The 20,858-nt window shown below is 62.5% G+C and carries 20 protein-coding genes; 11 read left to right on the plus strand and 9 right to left on the minus strand.

The window, feature by feature from the left end:
• The first annotated feature begins 80 nt into the window (after positions 1 to 80).
• Entirely contained in the window at positions 81 to 2,258 is a 2,178-nt protein-coding gene (locus F6S08_RS29530; RefSeq protein WP_065947472.1) for a malate synthase G, read from the plus strand.
• A gap of 118 nt (positions 2,259 to 2,376) precedes the next feature.
• Here the strand turns inward: F6S08_RS29530 and F6S08_RS29535 are convergent, their stop codons facing one another.
• A complete protein-coding gene (locus tag F6S08_RS29535) occupies positions 2,377 to 2,823 on the minus strand; it encodes a response regulator (RefSeq protein WP_065925425.1) in 447 nt (148 codons plus the stop codon).
• A 246-nt stretch (positions 2,824 to 3,069) separates the two neighbouring features.
• Between F6S08_RS29535 and F6S08_RS29540 the strand changes: the two genes are divergently transcribed.
• The 8 genes from F6S08_RS29540 (at position 3,070) to F6S08_RS29575 (ending at position 11,989) form a co-directional block, all read left to right on the plus strand.
• Positions 3,070 to 4,992, plus strand: coding sequence for a putative nucleotidyltransferase substrate binding domain-containing protein (locus tag F6S08_RS29540; protein WP_174562751.1), 1,923 nt, complete (start codon positions 3,070 to 3,072; stop codon positions 4,990 to 4,992).
• Complete coding sequence (locus tag F6S08_RS29545; protein WP_065925427.1) at positions 4,989 to 5,696, plus strand: PolC-type DNA polymerase III; 708 nt, start codon at positions 4,989 to 4,991, stop codon at positions 5,694 to 5,696. Before F6S08_RS29540 ends, F6S08_RS29545 begins: the two co-directional genes overlap by 4 nt.
• A gap of 100 nt (positions 5,697 to 5,796) precedes the next feature.
• On the plus strand, positions 5,797 to 6,315 hold the full coding sequence (locus tag F6S08_RS29550) for an RNA polymerase sigma factor (protein ID WP_027605963.1): 519 nt from the start codon (positions 5,797 to 5,799) through the stop codon (positions 6,313 to 6,315).
• Complete coding sequence (locus F6S08_RS29555) at positions 6,312 to 7,292, plus strand: FecR domain-containing protein (RefSeq protein ID WP_065947474.1); 981 nt, start codon at positions 6,312 to 6,314, stop codon at positions 7,290 to 7,292. The genes F6S08_RS29550 and F6S08_RS29555 overlap by 4 nt, the downstream gene beginning before the upstream one ends.
• Before the next feature lie 86 nt (positions 7,293 to 7,378).
• Positions 7,379 to 9,811 carry a TonB-dependent siderophore receptor gene (locus F6S08_RS29560; RefSeq protein ID WP_065947475.1) on the plus strand — a complete coding sequence of 811 codons (2,433 nt, stop codon included), beginning with the start codon at positions 7,379 to 7,381 and terminating at the stop codon, positions 9,809 to 9,811.
• A gap of 171 nt (positions 9,812 to 9,982) precedes the next feature.
• Positions 9,983 to 11,086 (plus strand): PepSY-associated TM helix domain-containing protein, encoded by a 1,104-nt coding sequence (locus F6S08_RS29565; RefSeq protein ID WP_315872686.1) that lies wholly within the window; start codon positions 9,983 to 9,985, stop codon positions 11,084 to 11,086.
• Entirely contained in the window at positions 11,083 to 11,253 is a 171-nt protein-coding gene (locus tag F6S08_RS29570; protein ID WP_137212390.1) for a DUF4175 domain-containing protein, read from the plus strand. The genes F6S08_RS29565 and F6S08_RS29570 overlap by 4 nt, the downstream gene beginning before the upstream one ends.
• Before the next feature lie 106 nt (positions 11,254 to 11,359).
• Positions 11,360 to 11,989 carry a glutathione S-transferase gene (locus F6S08_RS29575; RefSeq protein WP_065947477.1) on the plus strand — a complete coding sequence of 210 codons (630 nt, stop codon included), beginning with the start codon at positions 11,360 to 11,362 and terminating at the stop codon, positions 11,987 to 11,989.
• Between the two features lie 85 nt (positions 11,990 to 12,074).
• On the opposite strand, the gene F6S08_RS29580 is transcribed toward F6S08_RS29575, so the two are convergent.
• From F6S08_RS29580 to F6S08_RS29600, 5 genes are read right to left on the minus strand one after another with little or no spacing between them, the layout of a single operon-like run.
• Entirely contained in the window at positions 12,075 to 12,218 is a 144-nt protein-coding gene (locus F6S08_RS29580; RefSeq protein ID WP_159440258.1) for a hypothetical protein, read from the minus strand.
• Positions 12,215 to 13,588, minus strand: coding sequence for a cell envelope integrity protein CreD (creD, locus tag F6S08_RS29585; protein ID WP_065925432.1), 1,374 nt, complete (start codon positions 13,586 to 13,588; stop codon positions 12,215 to 12,217). The genes F6S08_RS29580 and creD overlap by 4 nt, the downstream gene beginning before the upstream one ends.
• A 51-nt stretch (positions 13,589 to 13,639) precedes the next feature.
• Positions 13,640 to 15,079 (minus strand): two-component system sensor histidine kinase CreC, encoded by a 1,440-nt coding sequence (creC, locus tag F6S08_RS29590; RefSeq protein ID WP_065925433.1) that lies wholly within the window; start codon positions 15,077 to 15,079, stop codon positions 13,640 to 13,642.
• Positions 15,079 to 15,747: a two-component system response regulator CreB gene (gene creB, locus F6S08_RS29595; RefSeq protein WP_027605971.1), complete on the minus strand. Its 669-nt coding sequence runs from the start codon at positions 15,745 to 15,747 to the stop codon at positions 15,079 to 15,081. Before creB ends, creC begins: the two co-directional genes overlap by 1 nt.
• Positions 15,748 to 15,756: 9 nt before the next feature.
• Positions 15,757 to 16,257: an ATP-dependent zinc protease gene (locus F6S08_RS29600; RefSeq protein WP_065925434.1), complete on the minus strand. Its 501-nt coding sequence runs from the start codon at positions 16,255 to 16,257 to the stop codon at positions 15,757 to 15,759.
• A 173-nt stretch (positions 16,258 to 16,430) separates the two neighbouring features.
• On the opposite strand from F6S08_RS29600, the gene F6S08_RS29605 reads away from it, so the two are divergent.
• The gene (locus tag F6S08_RS29605) at positions 16,431 to 17,318 is read left to right on the plus strand and encodes an acyltransferase (RefSeq protein ID WP_065947479.1); all 888 of its coding nucleotides are present in this window, start codon (positions 16,431 to 16,433) and stop codon (positions 17,316 to 17,318) included.
• Here F6S08_RS29605 and F6S08_RS29610 read toward each other — a convergent pair.
• Entirely contained in the window at positions 17,315 to 17,887 is a 573-nt protein-coding gene (locus F6S08_RS29610) for a DUF2780 domain-containing protein (protein ID WP_315872687.1), read from the minus strand. The genes F6S08_RS29605 and F6S08_RS29610 overlap by 4 nt on opposite strands.
• A 138-nt stretch (positions 17,888 to 18,025) precedes the next feature.
• On the opposite strand from F6S08_RS29610, the gene F6S08_RS29615 reads away from it, so the two are divergent.
• Complete coding sequence (locus tag F6S08_RS29615) at positions 18,026 to 18,484, plus strand: anti-sigma factor domain-containing protein (protein WP_065925437.1); 459 nt, start codon at positions 18,026 to 18,028, stop codon at positions 18,482 to 18,484.
• A gap of 135 nt (positions 18,485 to 18,619) precedes the next feature.
• Here the strand turns inward: F6S08_RS29615 and fdhA are convergent, their stop codons facing one another.
• Positions 18,620 to 19,819 (minus strand): formaldehyde dehydrogenase, glutathione-independent, encoded by a 1,200-nt coding sequence (gene fdhA / locus F6S08_RS29620; protein WP_053130983.1) that lies wholly within the window; start codon positions 19,817 to 19,819, stop codon positions 18,620 to 18,622.
• Positions 19,820 to 19,938: 119 nt separating this feature from the next.
• Positions 19,939 to 20,796 (minus strand): formyltetrahydrofolate deformylase, encoded by an 858-nt coding sequence (gene purU / locus F6S08_RS29625; RefSeq protein WP_065925438.1) that lies wholly within the window; start codon positions 20,794 to 20,796, stop codon positions 19,939 to 19,941.
• Positions 20,797 to 20,858 lie beyond the last annotated feature (62 nt).

Here is a 20,858-nt window from a genome sequence, read left to right on the forward strand (position 1 = left end):
TCATCATGTAGTATGCCCTCCCGCGCACTACATAATGAAAATCCGAAACAGCGCATTAGCTCCGCAGAGTGAGGCAAGCAATGACTGAACACGTTCAAGTCGGTGGCCTGCAGGTCGCCAAAGTCCTGTTCGACTTCGTGAACAACGAAGCCATTCCCGGTACCGGCATCACTGCCGACCAGTTCTGGGCCGGTGCCGACAAGGTCATCCACGACCTGGCACCGAAGAACAAAGCCCTGCTCGCCAAACGCGACGATTTCCAGGCGCGGATCGATACCTGGCACCAGACTCACGCCGGCCAGGCCCACGACCCGGTGGCCTACAAAGCCTTCCTGCAAGACATCGGATACCTGCTGCCAGAAGCCGCAGACTTCCAGGCCTCGACCCAAAACGTCGATGACGAGATCGCCCGCATGGCCGGCCCGCAACTGGTGGTGCCGGTGATGAACGCCCGCTTCGCCCTCAACGCGTCCAACGCCCGTTGGGGCTCGCTGTACGACGCCCTGTATGGCACCGACGCCATCAGCGAAGCCGACGGCGCCGAAAAGGGCAAGGGCTACAACAAAGTGCGTGGCGACAAGGTGATTGCCTTCGCCCGCGCCTTCCTCGACGAAGCCGCGCCGCTGAGCGCCGGCAGCCACGTCGATTCCACCGGCTACAAGATCGTCGACGGCAAGCTGATCGTCAGCCTCAAGGGCGGCAGCAACAGCGGCCTGCGTGACGACGCCCAGTTGATTGGTTTCCAGGGCCCTGCGGCCGAGCCGATCGCGATCCTGCTGAAACACAACGGCCTGCACTTCGAAATCCAGATCGACGCCAGCACCCCGGTTGGCCAGACCGATGCCGCCGGTGTCAAAGACGTGCTGATGGAAGCCGCACTCACCACCATCATGGACTGCGAAGACTCCGTCGCCGCCGTCGATGCCGATGACAAGGTGGTGATCTACCGCAACTGGCTCGGCCTGATGAAGGGCGACCTGGCCGAAGAAGTGGCCAAGGGCGGCAAGACCTTCACCCGCACCATGAATGCCGACCGCGTCTACACCGGCGTCGACGGCCAGGACGTGACGCTGCACGGCCGTTCGCTGCTGTTCGTGCGCAACGTTGGCCACCTGATGACCATCGACGCGATCCTCGACAAACACGGCAACGAAGTACCGGAAGGCATCCTCGACGGCCTGCTCACCAGCCTGGCGGCGGTCCACAGCCTCAACGGCAACAACACGCGCAAGAACAGCCGCACCGGTTCGGTCTACATCGTGAAGCCGAAGATGCACGGCCCTGAAGAAGCCGCGTTCACCAACGAGCTGTTCGGCCGCATCGAAGACGTGCTGAACCTGCCGCGCAACACCCTCAAGGTCGGGATCATGGACGAGGAGCGCCGCACCACGGTCAACCTCAAGGCCTGCATCAAGGCCGCCAGCGAGCGCGTGGTGTTTATCAACACCGGCTTCCTCGACCGCACCGGCGACGAGATCCACACCTCCATGGAAGCCGGCGCGATGGTGCGTAAGGCGGCGATGAAGGCGGAAAAATGGATCGGCGCCTACGAGAACTGGAACGTCGATATCGGCTTGAGCACCGGCCTGCAAGGCCGTGCGCAGATCGGTAAAGGCATGTGGGCGATGCCCGACCTGATGGCGGCGATGCTCGAACAGAAAATCGCCCACCCACTGGCCGGCGCCAACACCGCCTGGGTGCCATCGCCGACGGCCGCCGCACTGCACGCGCTGCACTACCACAAGGTCGACGTGTTCGCACGCCAGGCCGAACTGGCCAAGCGCGAACGCGCGTCGGTGGACGACATCCTCACCATTCCCCTGGCCAGCAATACCGATTGGTCCGACGAAGAAATCCGCAACGAACTGGACAACAACGCCCAGGGCATCCTCGGCTATGTGGTCCGCTGGATCGACCAGGGCGTGGGCTGCTCGAAAGTGCCGGACATCAACGACGTCGGCCTGATGGAAGACCGCGCCACCCTGCGCATCTCCAGCCAGCACATTGCCAACTGGCTGCGCCACGGCATCGTCAACGAAGCCCAGGTGATGGAAAGCCTCAAGCGCATGGCGCCGGTGGTGGACCGCCAGAATGCCGGGGATGCGCTGTACCGTCCGCTGGCGCCGGATTTCGACAGCAATATCGCGTTCCAGGCAGCGGTGGAGTTGGTGATTGAAGGGACCAAACAGCCCAATGGCTATACCGAGCCGGTGTTGCACCGCAGGCGTCGGGAGTTCAAGGCTAAAAACGGCCTGTAAATGAAAAAGCCCTGATCGTGAGATCAGGGCTTTTTCTTTGGGGCTGTGGTGTGGATGTACGCGGTCAACTGTGGGAGGGGGCTTGCTCCCGATGAGGCCCGTACAGACACTGCAAAAATCAGGAAGCCATCCCCAACTCCCGCTTGACCAACTTCGCCAACTTCACGCTGTCGATCGGCTTGAGCAAAAAATCCACCACGCTCAAATGCATCGCATCAATCACATCCGGCGCTTCGGCATCCCCCGACATGATGATGATCGGCAACGCCGCGCGGGTGGATTCGCGCACTTGCTTGATCAACTCCAGACCATTGCTGGGTTTCATGCGCAGATCGGTGATCAGCAAGCCGATGGAACTGCTGGACTTCAATAAATCCCACGCGGCCTCGCCACTGTCGGCCGTCATGCAGCGAATACCGTCCAAGCCCAGGATCTCCGCCAACAGTTCACGCGCGTCCTTGTCGTCATCAACAATCAACACGCGTTGTGGCGGTAAATCAGGCTCCAGCATCACGGCGCTCAGCGCCTCGCGCTCGGCATCACTCAAAATATCGTGGTCGGACATACGTTTCTCAGCGGTTTTCGACAATCTTCCAGCACACTCGTCAGACATCTGCGGAAGGGCGTTCAATGTGCACTTCGTCGGAAAGTTTGCCTAGTGGGTGTTCTACGGGGTTTGGACGATAGTCGTGTAAGGTTTTTCCCTAGTTCTGCGGCGTTTTCATCGACCTAGACTTACGTCCAATGGGCACCCGCCGCTCAGGAGTCGACCATGCAGGACGATAACGACAAAAAAATTGCGGTCATGGTTATGAGTAAAGCTGATGCCTTCGCCCAGGCGGGAAAAACTGCTGTATTGCAGAACATCCACGGCACCCTGCAGTTCCTGCAACGCTTCCCACCGTTCAACCAGATGGAAAACGCGCACCTGGCGTTTCTGGTGGAACAGTGCCAACTGCGCTTCTTCGGCCCCGGCGAGAGCATCCTCAAGCCGTCGGGCGGGCCGGTGGAACACTTCTACATCGTCAAGCAGGGCCGCGTCGTGGGTGAACGGCCGGACGCCACGCAAGCCACCTTCGAAATCACCACCGGCGAGTGTTTCCCCCTCGCGGCGCTGTTAGGTGAGCGCGCCACCCGCACCGAACACAAGGCCGCTGAAGACACCTTCTGCCTGCAACTGAACAAACCGGCCTTTATCAAGCTGTTCGCGCTGTCCAGCCCGTTCCGCGACTTCGCCCTGCGCGGTGTCAGCAGCCTGCTCGACCAGGTCAACCAGCAAGTGCAGCAAAAAGCCGTGGAAACCCTCGGTACCCAATATTCCCTGAATACCCGCCTGGGCGAATTGGCCATGCGCCATCCGGTCACCTGCAGCCCGCAGACACCGTTGCGCGAAGCGGTAACGCTGATGCATGAGCAGCAGGTGGGCAGCATTGTGATTGTCGATGAACACAAGGCGCCCCTGGGCATTTTCACCCTGCGCGACCTGCGCCAGGTGGTGGCCGACGGCACCGGTGACTTCAGCCAGGGCATTGAAGGCCATATGACCCAGGCGCCGTTCTTTTTAACGCCGGACCACAGCGCCTTCGACGCGGCCATCGCCATGACCGAGCGGCATATCGCCCACGTCTGCCTGGTCAAGGACCAGCGCCTGTGCGGGGTGGTGTCCGAGCGCGACCTGTTTTCCCTGCAACGGGTCGACCTGGTGCACCTGGCCCGCACCATCCGCAATGCGCCACGGGTGGAGAACCTGGTAGCGCTGCGCGGCGAGATCGGCCAACTGGTGGAGCGCATGCTCGCCCATGGGGCGTCGTCTACCCAGATCACCCACATCATTACCCTGCTCAACGATCACACCGTGTGCCGGGTGATCGAGTTGACCCTGGCCGAAAAAGGCGATCCCGGCGTACCGTTCAGTTGGCTGTGTTTCGGCAGCGAAGGCCGGCGCGAGCAGACGCTGTACACCGACCAGGACAACGGCATCCTGTTCGAGGCCAGGGACGCCGTGGAGGCCGCCGAGATTCGCGGGCGGCTGCTGCCCGTGGCGCAGCAGATCAACCAGAGCCTGGCACTGTGCGGGTTCAGCCTGTGCAAGGGCAACATCATGGCCGGTAATCCCGAGCTGTGCCTCTCGCGGGCGGAATGGGCGCGGCGGTTTGCGGCGTTTATTCGCGAGGCGACGCCGGAAAACCTGCTGGGCTCGAGTATCTATTTTGACCTGCGCGTGGTGTGGGGCGATGAGCGCGGCTGCGAGCAACTGCGCCAGGGCATTCTCGACCAGGTCGGGGATAACCGGCTGTTCCAGCGCATGCTGGCCGAGAACGCCTTGCGCCAGCGCCCGCCCGTAGGACGCTTTCGCGATTTTGTGCTGACGCGTAAAGGCGGGGAAAAGGCCACCCTCGACCTCAAGGTGCAGGGGCTTACCCCCTTTGTCGACGGCGCACGCCTGCTGGCCCTGGCCAACGGCATCCACGCCAATAACACCCTGGAGCGCCTGCGCCAACTGGTGGTCAAGGAAGTGATCGAGCCCCTGGACGGCGCCGCCTATGAAGAGGCCTATCACTTTATCCAGCAAACCCGCATGCAACAGCATCAGTTGCAGACCCGCGAGAACCAGCCGTACTCCAACCGCGTCGACCCCGACAGCCTCAACCACCTGGACCGCCGCATCCTGCGCGAATCCCTGCGCCAGGCCCAGCGCCTGCAAAGCAGCCTGACCTTGCGGTATCAGCTGTGAGCTTGTTTGACTGGCTGCGCACAGCCAAGCCCAGACTGGATACCGCGCAACAACAGCGCCTGGAACAACTCTCCAAGCCCGCGGTGTTGGGCGACAGCACGTTGCGCAGCCAACGCTGGGTAGTGGTGGACCTGGAGACCAGCGGCCTGAATCTCAACCGTGACCAGGTGCTGTCCATCGGCGCGGTGGTGATCGAGGACGGCGCGGTGGATTTTTCCCAACTGTTCGAGCGCACCCTGCACCGCGCCGACACCAAACTCAGCCCCAGTGTGCTGATCCACGGCCTCGGCCCCAGCGCCATCGCGGCGGGCAGCGACCCGGCCGAGGCCCTGCTGGACTTCATGGAGTTCGTCGGCGACAGCCCGCTGCTCGCCTTCCACGCCCCATTCGATCAACACATGCTGGGCCGCGCGCTCAAGGACAGCCTGGGGTATCGACTGGCCCACACTTTCCTCGATGTGGCCGACATCGCCCCGCTGTTGTGCCCCGAGGCACATATCCGCGAAGCCGGGTTGGACGACTGGGTCAACCACTTCAACCTGCACGTGGGCGAACGCCATCACGCCAGCGCCGACGCCCTGGCCACGGCGGAGCTGATGCTGATCCTGTTCAGCCGCGCGCGTCAGCAGCAGATCGATACGCCTCAGGCGCTGCAAGAGCGCTTGAGCCAATGGAAACGGCGTAAACACGCGCCATCGTTTTAATGTGATCTCCCGACAGACGCCAATTGCGCCCGCCCCACGCCTCTGACACAATCGCGAATAATTCTCGTTAGTTTAAACCTCTTGTTTATTCGGTGATGCCTTGTCGTCGGTCCAGAACCCACACAGTGAGCTTGTTGGCGCGTTGTACCGCGACCATCGTGGCTGGCTGCTGGCCTGGCTGCGGCGCAATGTGGCCTGCCCGAGCCGTGCCGAAGACCTGAGCCAGGACACCTTCATGCGCCTGCTCGGCCGTGACGAGTTGCGCGAGCCCCGCGAGCCACGGGCGTTTCTGGTGGCTATCGCCAAGGGCTTGCTGTTCGACTACTTCCGCCGCGCGGCCCTCGAACAGGCCTACCTCAGCGAACTGATGCTGATCCCGGAAAGCGAACACCCGTCGCCGGAAGAACAGCAACTGATCCTCGAAGACCTCAAGGCCATCGACCGCCTGCTCGGCAAGCTGTCGAGCAAGGCCCGCGCCGCCTTCCTCTATAACCGCCTCGACGGCCTGGGCCACGCCGAAATCGCCCAGCGCCTGGGGGTGTCGGTGCCGCGTGTGCGCCAGTACCTGGCCCAGGGCATTCGCCAGTGCTACATCGCCCTGTATGGCGAGCCGCTGTGAACGTGATCAGCTCCAAGCCCGTGTCGGCCCGTGTCCTGGATGCCGCGATTGCCTGGCAGTTGTCCCTCGATTCGGGTGATGGCAGCGCGGTGGAGCGCGAAGAATTCAGCAAATGGCTGGCCAGCGATGAAGAGCACGCCCGTGCCTGGCGCCAACTGGGCATGCTCGACCAGCGTTTCAGCGTGGCCTCGGGCCCGGCGCGGGCGGCGTTGTTACAGTCGCGCGAGGGCATTCGCCAGCGCGTGCGCAAGCTCGGCAGCGGCCTGGCGAGCATTGCGCTGGTGTGCGGCCTGGCGTTGTTTGCCGGCGAGCGCTACGTGCCGATCCACTATTGGCTCGCCGACCAGCGCACCGCCACCGGCGAGCAGCGCACGCTGAAACTGGCGGACGGTACGTTGATCAACCTCAACACCCACAGCGCCATCGACGTGCGCTTCGATGAGAAGCGCCGGCTGATCGTGTTGCAGGAAGGCGAAATCCTCGTCGAAACCGGCCACAACGATGCGCGCCCGTTTTATGTGCAAACCCGCGACGGCAGCCTGCGCGCGCTGGGCACGCGGTTTATCGTCAAGCGCGAAGACGACGCCACGCGCCTGAGCGTGCTGCAATCGGCGGTGGGCGCCCAGCCCGAAGCGCTGGCGCAGGAACAGGTGTTCAAGGCAGGCCAGCAAGTGCTGATGCGCAGCGATGGCCTCGGCCCTGCCCTGGCCGTCACGCCCGCCACCGATGCCTGGACGCGCGGCATGCTGGTGGTCGACAACGTCCGCCTGGGCGATGTGGTGCAGGAACTCAGCCGCTACCGTACAGGCCATCTCGGGGTGGATAAAGACGTGGCCGACCTGCGCATCACCGGCAGCTTCCCGCTGCACGACACCACCCTGGCGCTCAACGCGCTGCTGCCCACCCTGCCGGTGCAGATCGAACAGCACACGCCGTGGTGGGTGACAGTGGTCGCCAAGACACCTGAGGCCAAATAAAAAATATTTTCCACCGGCCCTATCACTTTTGAAATCTCGCTCGGCACATAGGCAATTGCGAATTACTTCCATTCAGGAGCCGCCCTATGTCCCGCACGCTAGACACCTTGTTGCGCCCCAGCCTGTTAGCCGTGGCCATTGCCCTCAGCGCCCCGCTGGCCAGCACTGCGCTGATTGCCGCCGAACAAGCCTCCAGCGTGCGCGCCTACAACCTGCCGGCCGCGCCCTTGACCAGCACCCTGAACCAGATCGCCAGCCAGGCCGGCCTGGCACTGACCCTCAACCCAGCATTGGCCTCGGGCAAGACCTCGGCCCCGGTCCAGGGCCAGTTCGATGCACCGGGTGCACTGCGTGAAGCCTTGCGTGGCACCGGCTTGCAGCTGGAGCAGAGCAGCGCCGGGACGTATACGCTGGTGGCGGTTCCGGAGGGGGTGATGGCGCTGCCGGTGACTAACATCACAGGGCAAGATGGCAACCAGGAAAGTGCCTGGGGCCCGGTCCAAGGCTACCTGGCCACACGGACCGCCGCCGGCACGAAGACCGACACCGCCCTGGTGGAGGCCCCGCGTTCGATCTCCGTGGCCACCCGCGAGCAGATGCAGGATCGCAACGTGCAGAACCTGGACGACGCGGTCAAATACATGCCCGGCATCGTGTCCGCCAGTTATGGCAGCGACACCCGCTACGACTGGATGCGCGTGCGCGGCTTCGAGCCCACCCAATTCCTCGATGGTCTGCCACTGCCGCGCGGTGTGTACGCCAACCCCAAAGCGGAAACCTGGAACCTCGACCGCCTCGCGCTGCTGCGTGGCCCGGCCTCGTCGGTGTACGGCCAGACCCCACCGGGCGGCCTGCTGGACATGGTCAGCCGACGCCCCAGCGCAGAGTCGAGCAACGCCATCCAAGTGCAATACGGCAGCGACAACTACCGCCAGATCAACTTCGCCAGCACCGGCAAGATCGATGATGAAGGCCAATTCCTCTATGGCCTCAGCGGCGTGGTACGCGATGCCGGCACCCAGGTCGATCACATCGACAACAAGCGCTACAACATTGCGCCGAGCCTGACCTGGAACATCGATACCGACACCAAGCTGACCCTGCTCTCGCAGTTCACCCGTGACGATACCGGGACCACCAGCCAGTTCATGCCGATCCAGGGCACCAAGATCAAATCGCCGCTGGGCGAGGTCTCCCACCACAAGAACCTGGGCGACCCGGACTACGAGTTCTACGATCGCACCTACTACGCGCTGGGCTATGCCTTCGAGCATCGTTTCAACGACACCTGGCAGTTCAAGCAAAACCTGCGCTACACCAAGTCGGATCTGTCGTTCCAGCAACTGACCGTGGGTTCCTACGCGTTCTCCCCCGCGGATGCAGCGGGCAATATCAGCCGCTCGACCACCAACGTCGACGAGGACATCGGCCAGTTCGCAGTGGATAACAACTTCCAGGCAGACTTTGTCACTGGCGATGTCATCCACACCCTGCTGCTCGGCCTGGACCACCAGCGCACCGATACCTCCTATCGCGCGATATTCGGGACGGCCTCGGGCACCAATATTTTCAACCCGATCAATACCCAGCCAACCCTGCGCCCGACCGATGTCCGACCTTTTTACGACTACAACCAGAAAACCGTGCAGACCGGTCTCTACGTGCAGGACCAGATGGCCCTGGACAAGTGGCGCCTGACCCTGGGCGGGCGTGAAGATTGGGTGCATCAGGGCACCACCTACTTCAACGACAGCGATGCGACCAACACTGACCGCATCAAACACTTCAGCGGCAACGCGGCGCTGAGCTATGTATTCGACTCGGGCTTCGTACCCTACTTGTCCTACGCCGAGTCGTTTCAACCGGCGAGCAACGCCGATACAAACGCGCTCAAGACGTTCAAGCCCACCGAAGGCAAGCAGTGGGAAATGGGGGTCAAGTATCAGCCGCCCGGCTCCAATACGTTGCTCAGTGCAGCGGTCTACGACCTGACCCAGAAGAATGTGCAGGTGACCACCCTCGGCGCTGGGGGCCAGCAGATCAACAGCCAGACCGGCGAAGTGAAGGTCAAGGGCCTGGAGTTGGAAGCCGTGTCCGATGTGACCGAGAACCTTAAGGTCATCGCCGCCTATACCTTGGCAAAATCCGAAGTGCAGAAAGGCATCTACAAAGGCAACCGCCTGACACTGATGCCCAACCAGCAAGCCTCGCTGTGGACCGACTACACCTGGCACACCGGTGTGCTTGACGGTTTCGGCATCGGCTTTGGCGCCCGTTACACCGGCAACACCTATGGCGACCAGGCCAACACCTGGCTGGGAAAGGCCAACGCCTATACCGTGTTTGACGGTGCGGTGCATTACGACCTGGGCCGCCTGGACAACAGCCTCAAGGGTGCATCGGTCAAGTTGAACGCCACCAACCTGTTCAACAAGGACTACCTGTCGACCTGTGATGGCAACTACTGCTACTTCGGCGACCAGCGCAGCGTCGTCGCCAGCGCCACCTACCAGTGGTAATCGACCGCTTATGTGGGCGGCTTTGGCGTGTTTGAAGCATGAGTCTCTACACAACTTCAATAGGCTAATGCGTAGCAGCTGTCGAGCCTTGGCGAGGCTGCGTTTGCGGTGTGTCAGGCATAACGCAAACGCAGCCTCGCTTGCGCTCGTCAGCTGCTACAAGGCTAGAAAATGAAAAGCAAAACCATCCGCCGCTGGTCCTTCATCCACACCTGGACCAGCCTGATCTGCACGGTGTTCCTGCTGCTGCTCGCCCTCACCGGCCTGCCGCTGGTGTTTCACCATGAGATCGACCACCTGCTGGGCAACGAGCCCGATCTGGCGCAGATGCCTGCCGATACGCCACAGCTCGACCTTGAGCAACTGGTGAGCAAGGCCCAGGCCCATCGCCCGGGCGAGGCCATGCAATACCTGGCGTGGGATGAAGACGACAAGAACGGCGTGATCGCGATCATGGCCGCCACAGCGGGCACCGAACCCAACTCATCCCACACCTTCATGCTCGATGCGCGCACTGGCGACGCGGTCGAGATGCCGGCGGCCAATGGCGGCTTCACCCTATTCCTGCTGCGCCTGCATGTGGATATGTTCGCCGGCCTGCCGGGCAAGTTGCTGCTGGCGTTCATGGGCATTCTGTTTGTGCTCGCGATTGTCTCGGGCACGGTGCTGTACCTGCCATTCATGCGCCGCTTGAAGTTCGCCACGGTGCGCCAGGACAAGTCCAGGCGCCTGCGCTGGCTCGACCTGCATAACCTGATCGGCGTGGTCACCCTGACCTGGGCGCTGGTGGTGGGCGTGACCGGCGTGATCAGCGCCTGTGCCGACTTGATCATCGCCGCCTGGCGCACCGACAGCCTCAGCGCAATGATCGAACCCTACAAAAACGCCCCGCCCCTGACCCAACGCGCCCCCGCGAGCGAGCTGCTGAGCATCGCCGCCAAGGCCGCGCCCGGCATGCAGCCGGACTTTATCGCCTTCCCCGGCACGCGCTTTTCCAGCGAGCACCATTACGCAGTGTTCATGAAGGGCAGCACACACCTGACCTCGCACCTGCTCACGCCGGTCCTGATCGACGCCGGCACCCTGGCCGTCACCGCCATCGCCGAACGGCCGTGGTACATGGACGCCATGGGCATGTCGCAACCACTGCACTTCGGCGACTACGGCGGCATGCCGATGAAGATCCTCTGGGCGGCGCTGGATGTGCTGACCATCATCGTGCTGGTGAGCGGGATTTACTTGTGGATCGTGCGGCGCAAGGCGGGCAAGGCATGAAGCCAAGGCAGTCGAGTTTCTGGAGGGTATTTGGCATTCCCCTGGGGATTGGCCTGCTCAGCGCCGCCGGGTTGTTTGCGGCGTTGCTGGGGGATGGGCTGTGGGATTCGTTGAGTTGGGTGGGGTTGGGCATCCCCGCGTTGATCGGCGCATGGGCCCTCCTGTAGGAGCCGGCTTGCCGGCGAAAAACCAGAGAGCACCGCGTCAAAGCAGACGCGCTGCGTTATCGTTAACGTTCTTCGCGAGCAAGCTCGCTCCTACAGAGGAAAGCCCATGTCTGCGCCCAGCATGACCTTGTTCCACAACCCCGCGTCACCGTTCGTGCGTAAAGTCCGCGTGCTGCTGGCCGAGACCGGCCAGCAGGACCGCGTCGCCCTGCATGGCTGCATGCCGACCCCGGTCAACCCCGATGCGCAGCTGGTGCAAGACAACCCCGTGGGCAAGATCCCGGCCCTGCGCCTGGCCGACGGCAGCGTGCTGCACGACAGCCGGGTGATCCTCGATTACTTCGACCACCAGCACGTCGGCAACCCGCTGATCCCCCGCGATGGCTCGGCCCGCTGGCGCCGCCTGACCCTGGCTTCGATGGCCGACGGCATCATGGATGCCGCCGTGCTGGTGCGCTACGAGACCGCCCTGCGCCCGGTGGAAAAACACTGGGCGCAGTGGCTCGACGAACAGCGCAACAAGATCCGCCGCGCCCTCGCCGAGCTGGAACAGGACGCCATTGCCGAACTGACCAGCCACTTCGATATCGCTTCGATCAGCGTGGCCTGCGCCCTGGGTTACCTCGACTTTCGTCATCCCGACATGCAATGGCGCTTGGATAACCCCAAGCTTGCCGCCTGGTACCTCGAGGTCAGCCAGCGGCCTTCGATGCAGCAGACCCAGCCGCCGGCCTAGCGGGCCTGTTGTAGTGAGCGGGCTTGCCCCGCGCTGGGTGGCGAAGCCGCCCCAAAACCTGCAATGGCGGTCCATCTGGAGAAACTCATTGCCTGGAATGGGGCCGCTTCGCGCCCCAGCGCGGGGCAAGCCCGCTCACCACAACAGCACTTCGCCACACTGGAAATAGCGCATTGATTTTGCCCACCAACAGCACCCGCGCCTGCTGATCCTCGCGCAACCCGATCATTGCACTGCCTCCAGGTCGAACTGCAGCGGCTCGGCCGCCTTGCGCTTGCCCACGCCGTACCAATCCAGCTTACGCGTCAGCACCATCACCGTCCCCAGCAGCCCGAACAGCAGCAGCGAGCCCATCAGCAGCGCGTAGTCCTCGGCACTCAACAGCCCGTACAGCAAGCCATACAGCGCCGCCAGCCCCGCCGAAAACCCCAGGCCATGGGCAACGCTGCGCAGCACGTGGCACACGTAGAACCCGATCAACAGCACGCAGGCACTCGCCGAAATCAGGTAGGCCAAGGCAAAGCCCAGGTGCTCGGACAACGACAACAACAGCAGGTAGAAGAACGCCAAGGCAACGCCCACCAATGCGTACTGGACGGGGTGCACCGCCAGGCTCTTGAGCACTTCGAACAGGAAGAAACCGGCAAAGGTCAGGGCGATAAACAGCAGCGCGTATTTGATCGCGCGGTCGCTCTTGAGGTACTGGTCCACCGGGTCGATGAAGTTCACGCCGAAGCTGCGGTTGTTGAAGTCGTTGCAGCCCTGGCCGTCCAGGCACGTTTGCAGGGCCTGTTCGAGGTTGGTGGAAAAGAATGAGGTCTGCCAGTTGGCCGTGAAGCCGTTGTCAGTCACTTCGCGCTGGGCCGGCAGGAAGTTGCCGATAAAACTGGGGTGCGGCCAGTTGGAGGCCAGGGACACCTGACTGGTCTTGCCCACCGGCACCACTTGCAGTTGCTCGGTGCCTTGCAGGCGCAGGTCGAAGGCGAAGTCCACTACAGCCGGTTTCTTGCTGTCCTGCTCCGGCAATGCCACATGCACACCCTCCCCCAGCCAGTCCACTTGGGAGCCCGGCTCGAACTCCAGGCGCTGGCTGCCCAGCTCCAGCTTCAGCGCATTTTCGATGCCGCGAATATCGCTTATCCCCACCGCCAGAAACGCCGGTTCGAAGCGGTAATCGGCAAAGTCTTCGGTGATGCCCAACTGTGCCGGCAGCTCGAAACGCCCACTGATACGGTTGTCGGCATGGAACAGCCGCGCCTGGTAAATCCCCCGTGCGCGCAGTTCGGTCTGCACCTTGCCGTCGAGCTCAAAACGGTCCGGCAGGAAATACAGGCGCCCCCGCTCTTCACGGGTGACCTCGTAGCGCTTGTTGAGCTTTTCATTGAGCTTCCACTCGCGCACGGTCTTGCGATACGGCACCACCATCACCGGGCCGGTGAGGCGCTGGGCGTAGCTGGAACTTCGGGCGATGTCCATCAGGACGCCGTCGCGCAGTTGCTGGCGGTCACTGATGATGCCGTTGATCATCAGCAATGGAATCAGCAACAGCAGGATCAGCAGCGCAATCGCGCCAAGTTTGAAAAGCAGGCTGCGGTTCATGGGTCTCTCCCTGTTTTGATGGGGAGAGTCTGGACAGCCTGTGTGGGGGATTTATGAGGGCAATGTGGAGACTGTGTGGAGATGCAGCACCACGTGCACACCGCCCGGCACATTGCCGATCTGCAAGGTGCCGCCGTGCAGCTTCATGACTTCCTCGACAAAGTTGAGGCCCAGGCCGGTGCTCTTGCGTCCGCTTACGGGACGCGGCAAGGAATAGAAGCGCTCGCTGAGGCGCGGCAGGGCATAGTCGGGGATAGGCGCGGCCTGATTGAACAGGCTCACCTGCACGTCGTTGTGCAGCGTCTGTGCGCTGAATCTCAACACGCCACCGGGCGGTGTGAAGTCCAGCGCGTTGTCCAGCAAGTTGCCCAGTGCCTGGCGCAACAGGAAGGGCTCGCCAAACACCTTCACATCCGCCGCAATCCCTTGCTCGACGTGCAGCCCGGCGCCTTCGATTCGCGCACATTGGGCGTTGAGTACGTCGTCGACCAAGGCCGCCAGCGGGATACTCGCCTGCGCCTCCAACCCCTGGCGTTGCTCCACCTGCGCCAGGTTCAGCAGGCGCTCGATCAACTGCTGCAGGCGCGCGCTTTCGCTGTCGATATTGCCGACGAAGCGCTGCTGCTGTTCGCGGCTCATCTCGCCCTGCAACAGCTCGGCCGCGCCGCGAATCGCTGCCAGCGGGCTTTTCAATTCATGGGTCAGGGTGTGCACGTAATGTTCGACGTAGGCCTTGCCCTCCAGTTGCGTGCGCATGTGCTCGACGGCGGTGGACAGCTGCTTCAGCTCGCCGCCGCGATAATGCGGCAGCTCTGCCCTTCGACCTTCACTGACGGCTTCGGCGTAGGCGGTCAGGCGACGCAGTGCAACGCTCAGCCACCACGACAGCAACGCACCGAGCAACAGGCCGAGGATGACCAGGCCCGCGCCGTACCACAGCAGGCGGCGCTCAGTGCGGTCGACATACGGCTGCAACGAGCTGTTGGGCTTGGCCACGGTGACCACGCCGATGATCTGCCCGTTATCGCGGATCGGTGCGCCGACGTGCATCACCGATGAGGTGGGGTCATCCGCTGCGCTACGGGTGGAGCGCGCGCCGTATTCGCCGCGCAGGGTCAGGTAGACGTCGTTCCACTTCGAGTAGTCCTGGCCCACGGCTTCGCCCGTGGAGTCGAGCAGCACGGTGCCTTTGGCGTCGGTCACGTAGATACGGTGGTTGACCTGGTTTTTCGCCAGCCCCCAGATGGTCGCGCCGGGCTGGCGGTTGCCATAGGCCTTGAGTAATTCGGGCCAGTGGCTCTGGCCGAGGGTGCCGTGCTTCACGTCATCGCGCAGGATTTCGGCCAGCAGGTTGGCGGTGTCCACCAGGGTTTCTTCAGTGGACTGGCGCACGCCGGGGCGGATTTCCTTCATCACGGTGCTGAGCACGAAGTAACCGGTGAGGCCGATAAACAGCGCATACACCAGGAAAATCCGCAGCCCCAGGCGCATCAGCTGTTGCTCGGGCTGTAGCTGTAGCCGAGGCCGCGATGGGTCTGGATCGGCTCGGCATCGGCGGCCACGCTGCGTAACTTGCTGCGCAGGCTCTTGATGTGGCTGTCGATATTGCGCTCGTAACCGGCGTCGGCCGCCACGCCCACCGCGTCCAGCAACTGCTCGCGGCTGAACACCCGCTCGGGTTGCTCCAGCAGGCTTTGCAGCAGGCGGAATTCATGCCGGGTCAGGCTCAGGGGTTGGCCGCGATAGCTGATTTGCATGCGCTCCAGATCGACCTGGAACAGCGCCGGCGCCACACCAGGGCCGACGCGCTTGAGGATCGCCCGCACCCGCGCCGCCACTTCCCGTGGGCTGAACGGCTTGACCACATAATCGTCGGCGCCGATCTCCAGCCCCACCACGCGGTCGATCTCGCCATCCCGCGCGCTGAGGAACATCACCGGCACTTCACTGAAACGGCGCAATTGCTTGCAGGTTTCAAAACCGCTGATGTCCGGCAGGCCGATGTCGAGGATGATCAGGTCGGCCGGGGTCTGGCGCTGATGGGCCAACGCCTCCTGGCCGAGGCTCAGCCAAGTGGTGGTAAAGCCCTCGCCTTGCAGGGCGAATATCAGCGTGTCGGCTATCGCCGCTTCGTCTTCGACAATCAGGATGTGGGGCATGGGTTCAAATCAGCAGTCCGGTTTGTCGGCAGTGTAGCGACGGGCCGGGTTTACTGCTGCGCCAAATTCACGCAAGGCCTTGGCGCCGATCAGCAACGGGTAATTGAAGCTGCTGCGGTCGGTGAGGTTGACCTCGACGGTACGCTTGACGTTGCCCAGGCACATTTCCAGGTCGATCACCGGGCGCTTGGTCACAGAGGCTTCGTCTTTTTCGTCGTCTTCGTCGGCGCGGCTCTTGATCTTGCTGATGCGCGAGACCTTGTGCTCGTAGACCTTGTTGGTAGCGTCCTTGCCGCCGAGGCGGAAGCGCACCCAGTCGTCACCGTCACGGGTGAAGGTCTCGATGTCACGGGCCGACAGCGAGGCGGTCAGCGCGCCGGTGTCCATTTTGGCCTTGAAGGTTTCGCCGATCTCCGGCAACTGGATGTATTCGTAGCGACCGTAAAGGGTCGGCTCGGCGGCCATGACAGGCAGGGCAACCAGGGCGAGGGAGGCAAGAAGCAGTTTCACGAAGTGATTTCCTCGGAAAGAAGTAGGCGGATTCTAGACCGCAAAGACAGCACTTAGTTAGTCACGCCCACCATAACTGGCACATTGTGAAACATTCGTACGGCCATTTGCGATTTGGCCTCTAGACTCAGCTTGCTTATGATGGCCCGCCCACAAGATTCCAAGAGTTACTTATGCGCCGCCTGCTCACCGGCTGTTTGGTTTCACTGCTGCTGTTGCTCAACACCCTGGTCTTGATCGGGCCGCTGCTGGTGTTTGCCCTGCTCAAACTGGTGGCGCCCGGGCGCTATCGGGACTACGCCTCATGGGCGGTGATGTGGATTGCCGAGACCTGGGCCGAGATCGACAAGCTTATTTTCGCCTTGTGCATCCCCACCCAATGGGACATTCGCGGCGGCGACGAGCTGCGCGGCGACACCAGCTACCTGGTGATCAGCAACCACCAATCCTGGGTGGACATCCCGGCGCTGATCCAGGCCCTCAACCGCCGCACACCGTTCTTCAAATTCTTCCTGAAAAAAGAACTGATCTGGGTGCCCTTCCTGGGCCTGGCCTGGTGGGCACTGGATTACCCATTCATGAAACGCTACACCAAGGCGTTCCTGGCCAAACACCCGGAGCTGGCAGGGCAGGATTTAAAGATCACCAAGGAGGCGTGCGAGCTGTTCAAGCGCCAGCCGGTGACCGTGGTCAATTACCTCGAAGGCACGCGGTTCAGCGAGGCCAAGCGCAAGCAGCAGGCTTCGCCATTCACTCACTTGCTCAAGCCCAAGGCGGGCGGCGTGGCGTTTGTGCTGGCGGCAATGGGCGAACAGCTGGACGCCGTGCTCGACGTGACCGTGGTCTATCCGCAGCAAAAGATTCCGGGGTTCTGGGATTTGATCAGCGGCGCGGTGCCCAAGGTGATCATCGACATCCAGACCCGTGAGCTGGACCCGGCGTTGTGGCAGGGGGATTACGAGAATGATCCGGCGTTTCGCCAGACCGTCCAGAACTGGGTCAACCAGCTCTGGACGCAGAAGGATGCGCGCATCGAACAACTGCGCGCGGAGCGTATTTAGCTACCGGTGCCCCAGGCCTGGGCCAGTTTACCCAGCAGCGAGCTGTTGGCGCCCTGCCCGCCCAGGTATTGCAGGATCACCGGAGCAAACTGGCTGACCATCCCGCTGTCCATGCCCAGTGCGCTGAAAGCGGTGTTCAGGTCGCTGGTGTTCTTCACGTTACCCAGCAGGCCGTCCAGGCCGCTGGTCTTGCTGCCGCCGGCCTGGCCGAGCATCCCGCTCAAGGCCCCGAGGCTGCCCAATGCATTGTTACCCGACAGTTGGTCGAGGCCCGGCACGCTGTTGCCCAGCTGCGAATAGTCGTTGCCGCTGAGTTTGTTCTTGGCCAGGCCCAGCATCGCGCCGGTACCGCCGACGGCCTGCTCGGGAGTGATGTTCAGTTGCGAGGTCAGGGCGCTGAGCAGGCCGGCCGTCTCGGACGACGGTGCAGCAGCTGCGGCCTTGTTGTTGCCCCCTTGCATGCCGGAAATGGCATTGGCCGCGTCGCCAAGGCTGAACCCTGCGGCAAACACCGGGGTGGCGGCCAGGCTCATCAGGCAGGAAAGGGCGAAACCGCGTGAAATCTTCATCGAGACAACCTCTGGGTGTAGGGGGTGAAAGCAGGCGTTTGACTGGGTATCCGGCGCATTGTTCCGGGCGCCCCAGGAACCCAATGGCCAGGTCAGAGTCCATGAAACAACGTCAAAAACTTGCCAGGAAACAGCCCTATGAGCGCGACCCGTCCCCAAGTGATTGAGCCCAAGCCCCCCTTCTGGAGCCGCCCCCGTCTGTTTATCGGTGTGTGCGTGGCCATAGTCGCCGGCCTCGGCGGCGCGTTTTACACCCAGGACAACGTCAAGTCCGCCGCCACCCTGATCACCACCACCCAACAGCCGGCGGCGCAGATCATGGCGCACAAGGATTACCTGGAAGTGCAACCCATCGCCATCACCGCACCCGCGCCGGACCAGAGCCTGGAACTGTGGGCGATACCCGACGGCGGCAAGCCCGTGTCACTTGGACTGATACCAAAGGATGGCGAGGGCATCATCGGCTTGAACCCGAGGCAGCAGGCCTCGATCAGCAAACCGGTGGAATTGATGGTGAGTGCGGAGAGCAAAGGCGGCTCAGTGAGCAAGCAACCGACGGGACCGACCGTCTATCAGGGGGCTTTGGCCAACCGCTGATGTTCCAAACACCACAACCCACTGTGGGAGGGGGCTTGCTCCCGATGGCGTTGAGTCAGCCAGCAAATAGGTAACTGACTGAACGCTATCGGGAGCAAGCCCCCTCCCACATTTGGGTTTTCGTATGCCTGGGATTTACGCCGCACTAAACAACTTATGCGGATCAATCACAAACTTCTTCGGCACGCCCGCATCGAACTCGCCGTACCCACGCGGTGCGTCATCCAGGCTGATCACCTGCACGCCGACGATCTCGGCAATGTTGATACGGTCCCACATGATCGCCTGCATCAGTTGGCGGTTGTACTTCATCACCGGCGTCTGGCCGGTGTGGAAGCTGTGGGATTTGGCCCAGCCCAGGCCGAAGCGGATGCTCAGGCTGCCCATTTTCGCGGCGGCATCGACGGCACCTGGATCTTCAGTGACGTACAGGCCGGGGATACCGATCTTGCCCGCCACGCGCACTACACCCATCAGTGAGTTGAGCACCGTGGCCGGGGCTTCGGCCTTGACGCCGTCGTGGCCGTGGCCGCGGGCTTCAAAGCCTACGCAGTCGACGGCGCTGTCCACTTCGGGCTCGCCGAGCAGCGCGGCGATTTGTTCGTGCAGGGGGGTGTCGGTGGACAGGTCGGCAATTTCAAAACCCTGGGCCTTGGCGTGGGCCAGGCGGATCGGGTTGACGTCGCCGATGATCACCACCGCGGCACCCAGCAGGCGTGCAGACGCGGCAGCCGCCAGGCCGACCGGACCGGCACCGGCGATGTACACGGTGCTGCCAGGGCCAACGCCGGCAGTGACGGCGCCGTGGTAGCCGGTGGGGAGAATGTCGGAGAGGCAGGTCAGGTCACGGATTTTCTCCATGGCCTTGTCACGGTCCGGCAGTTTCAGCAGGTTGAAGTCGGCGTACGGCACCAGCACGTACTCGGCCTGGCCGCCGGTCCAGTCGCCCATGTCGACGTAGCCGTAGGCACCACCGGCACGGGCCGGGTTAACGGTGAGGCAGACGCCGGTGTGTTGTTCTTTGCAGGAGCGGCAGCGCCCGCAGGCGACGTTGAAGGGCACGGAAACCAGGTCGCCGATTTTCAGGTTTTCGACGTCGCTGCCCTTCTCGATCACTTCACCGGTGATCTCGTGACCGAGCACCAGGCCGGTCTGGGCAGTGGTGCGGCCGCGCACCATGTGTTGGTCGGAGCCGCAGATGTTGGTGGAGACCACGCGCAGGATGACGCCGTGCTCAATCTTCCTGCCACGGGGATCCTGCATTTTGGGATAGTCGATTTTCTGTACTTCGACCTGGCCGTTGCCGAGATACACGACACCACGATTACCAGACATGCTTTCACCTCGCTGTTGTTTTTATGGAACTGCGTTGCCCTCTTGGGTGGGCAGCGCGTTGAGTGCTCGGGTACAGATGCTGTTGCTTGTGTTGTTTGTCAGGGCCTCATCGGGGGCAGTCAGAGCACCACAGTCCTATTGGCGTTCAAAAACACCCGTCGCTCAATGTGATACCCAACGGCCCGGGCCAAGGTCAACCCTTCGATGTCCCGCCCCTTCGCAATCAAATCCTCAGGATAGTGACTGTGATCCACCACCTCCACACCTTGGGCGATGATCGGGCCTTCGTCCAGGTCGTTGTTGATGTAATGCGCCGTGGCACCGACCAGTTTCACCCCCTTGTTGTACGCCTGGTGATACGGCTTGGCGCCCTTGAACCCCGGCAGCAACGAGTGGTGGATATTGATGGCCTTGCCGTCCAGCTTGCGGCACAGCTCCGGCGACAGCACTTGCATGTAACGCGCAAGGATCACCAGTTCGGCGCCGGTCTCTTCCACCACTTGCCACACCTGACGCTCCTGGGACGGTTTGTCGTTAGGGTCGAGGGGGAAATGGTAGTAGGGAATTTGATGCCAGTCGGCCAAAGGTTTGAGATCGGGATGGTTGGACACCACCGCGACCACGTCCATCGACAGTTGCCCGATACGCTGGCGGTACAGCAGGTCGTTGAGGCAGTGATCGGCCTTGGAGACCATGATCACCACTTTTGGCCGGTAGTTCGGCGCCGTCAGCTCGAAGATCATGCCAAAGGCTTCACCCCGCGAGGCCAGGCCATCGCGGAACGCCTGCTCATCGAAGCCATCCGGCTGACGGAATTCCACGCGAATAAAAAACCGGCCCGAGAGGCGGTCATCGAACGAATGGTGCTCGGTGACGTAACAGCCCTGCTCGAACAGGTAGCGGGTAACCGCGTCCACCGTGCCGAGCACGCTGGGGCAGTCGGCGGTCAAAATCCATGTATCGGGTGCGCGGCTCATTACAGTTAACTCCTCATACAGCGATGCTGCTTACTGTAGGAGCGAGCTTGCTCGCGAAAAAT

This window comes from Pseudomonas sp. JV449 (assembly GCF_032424295.1).
GTDB lineage: Bacteria > Pseudomonadota > Gammaproteobacteria > Pseudomonadales > Pseudomonadaceae > Aquipseudomonas > Aquipseudomonas marginalis.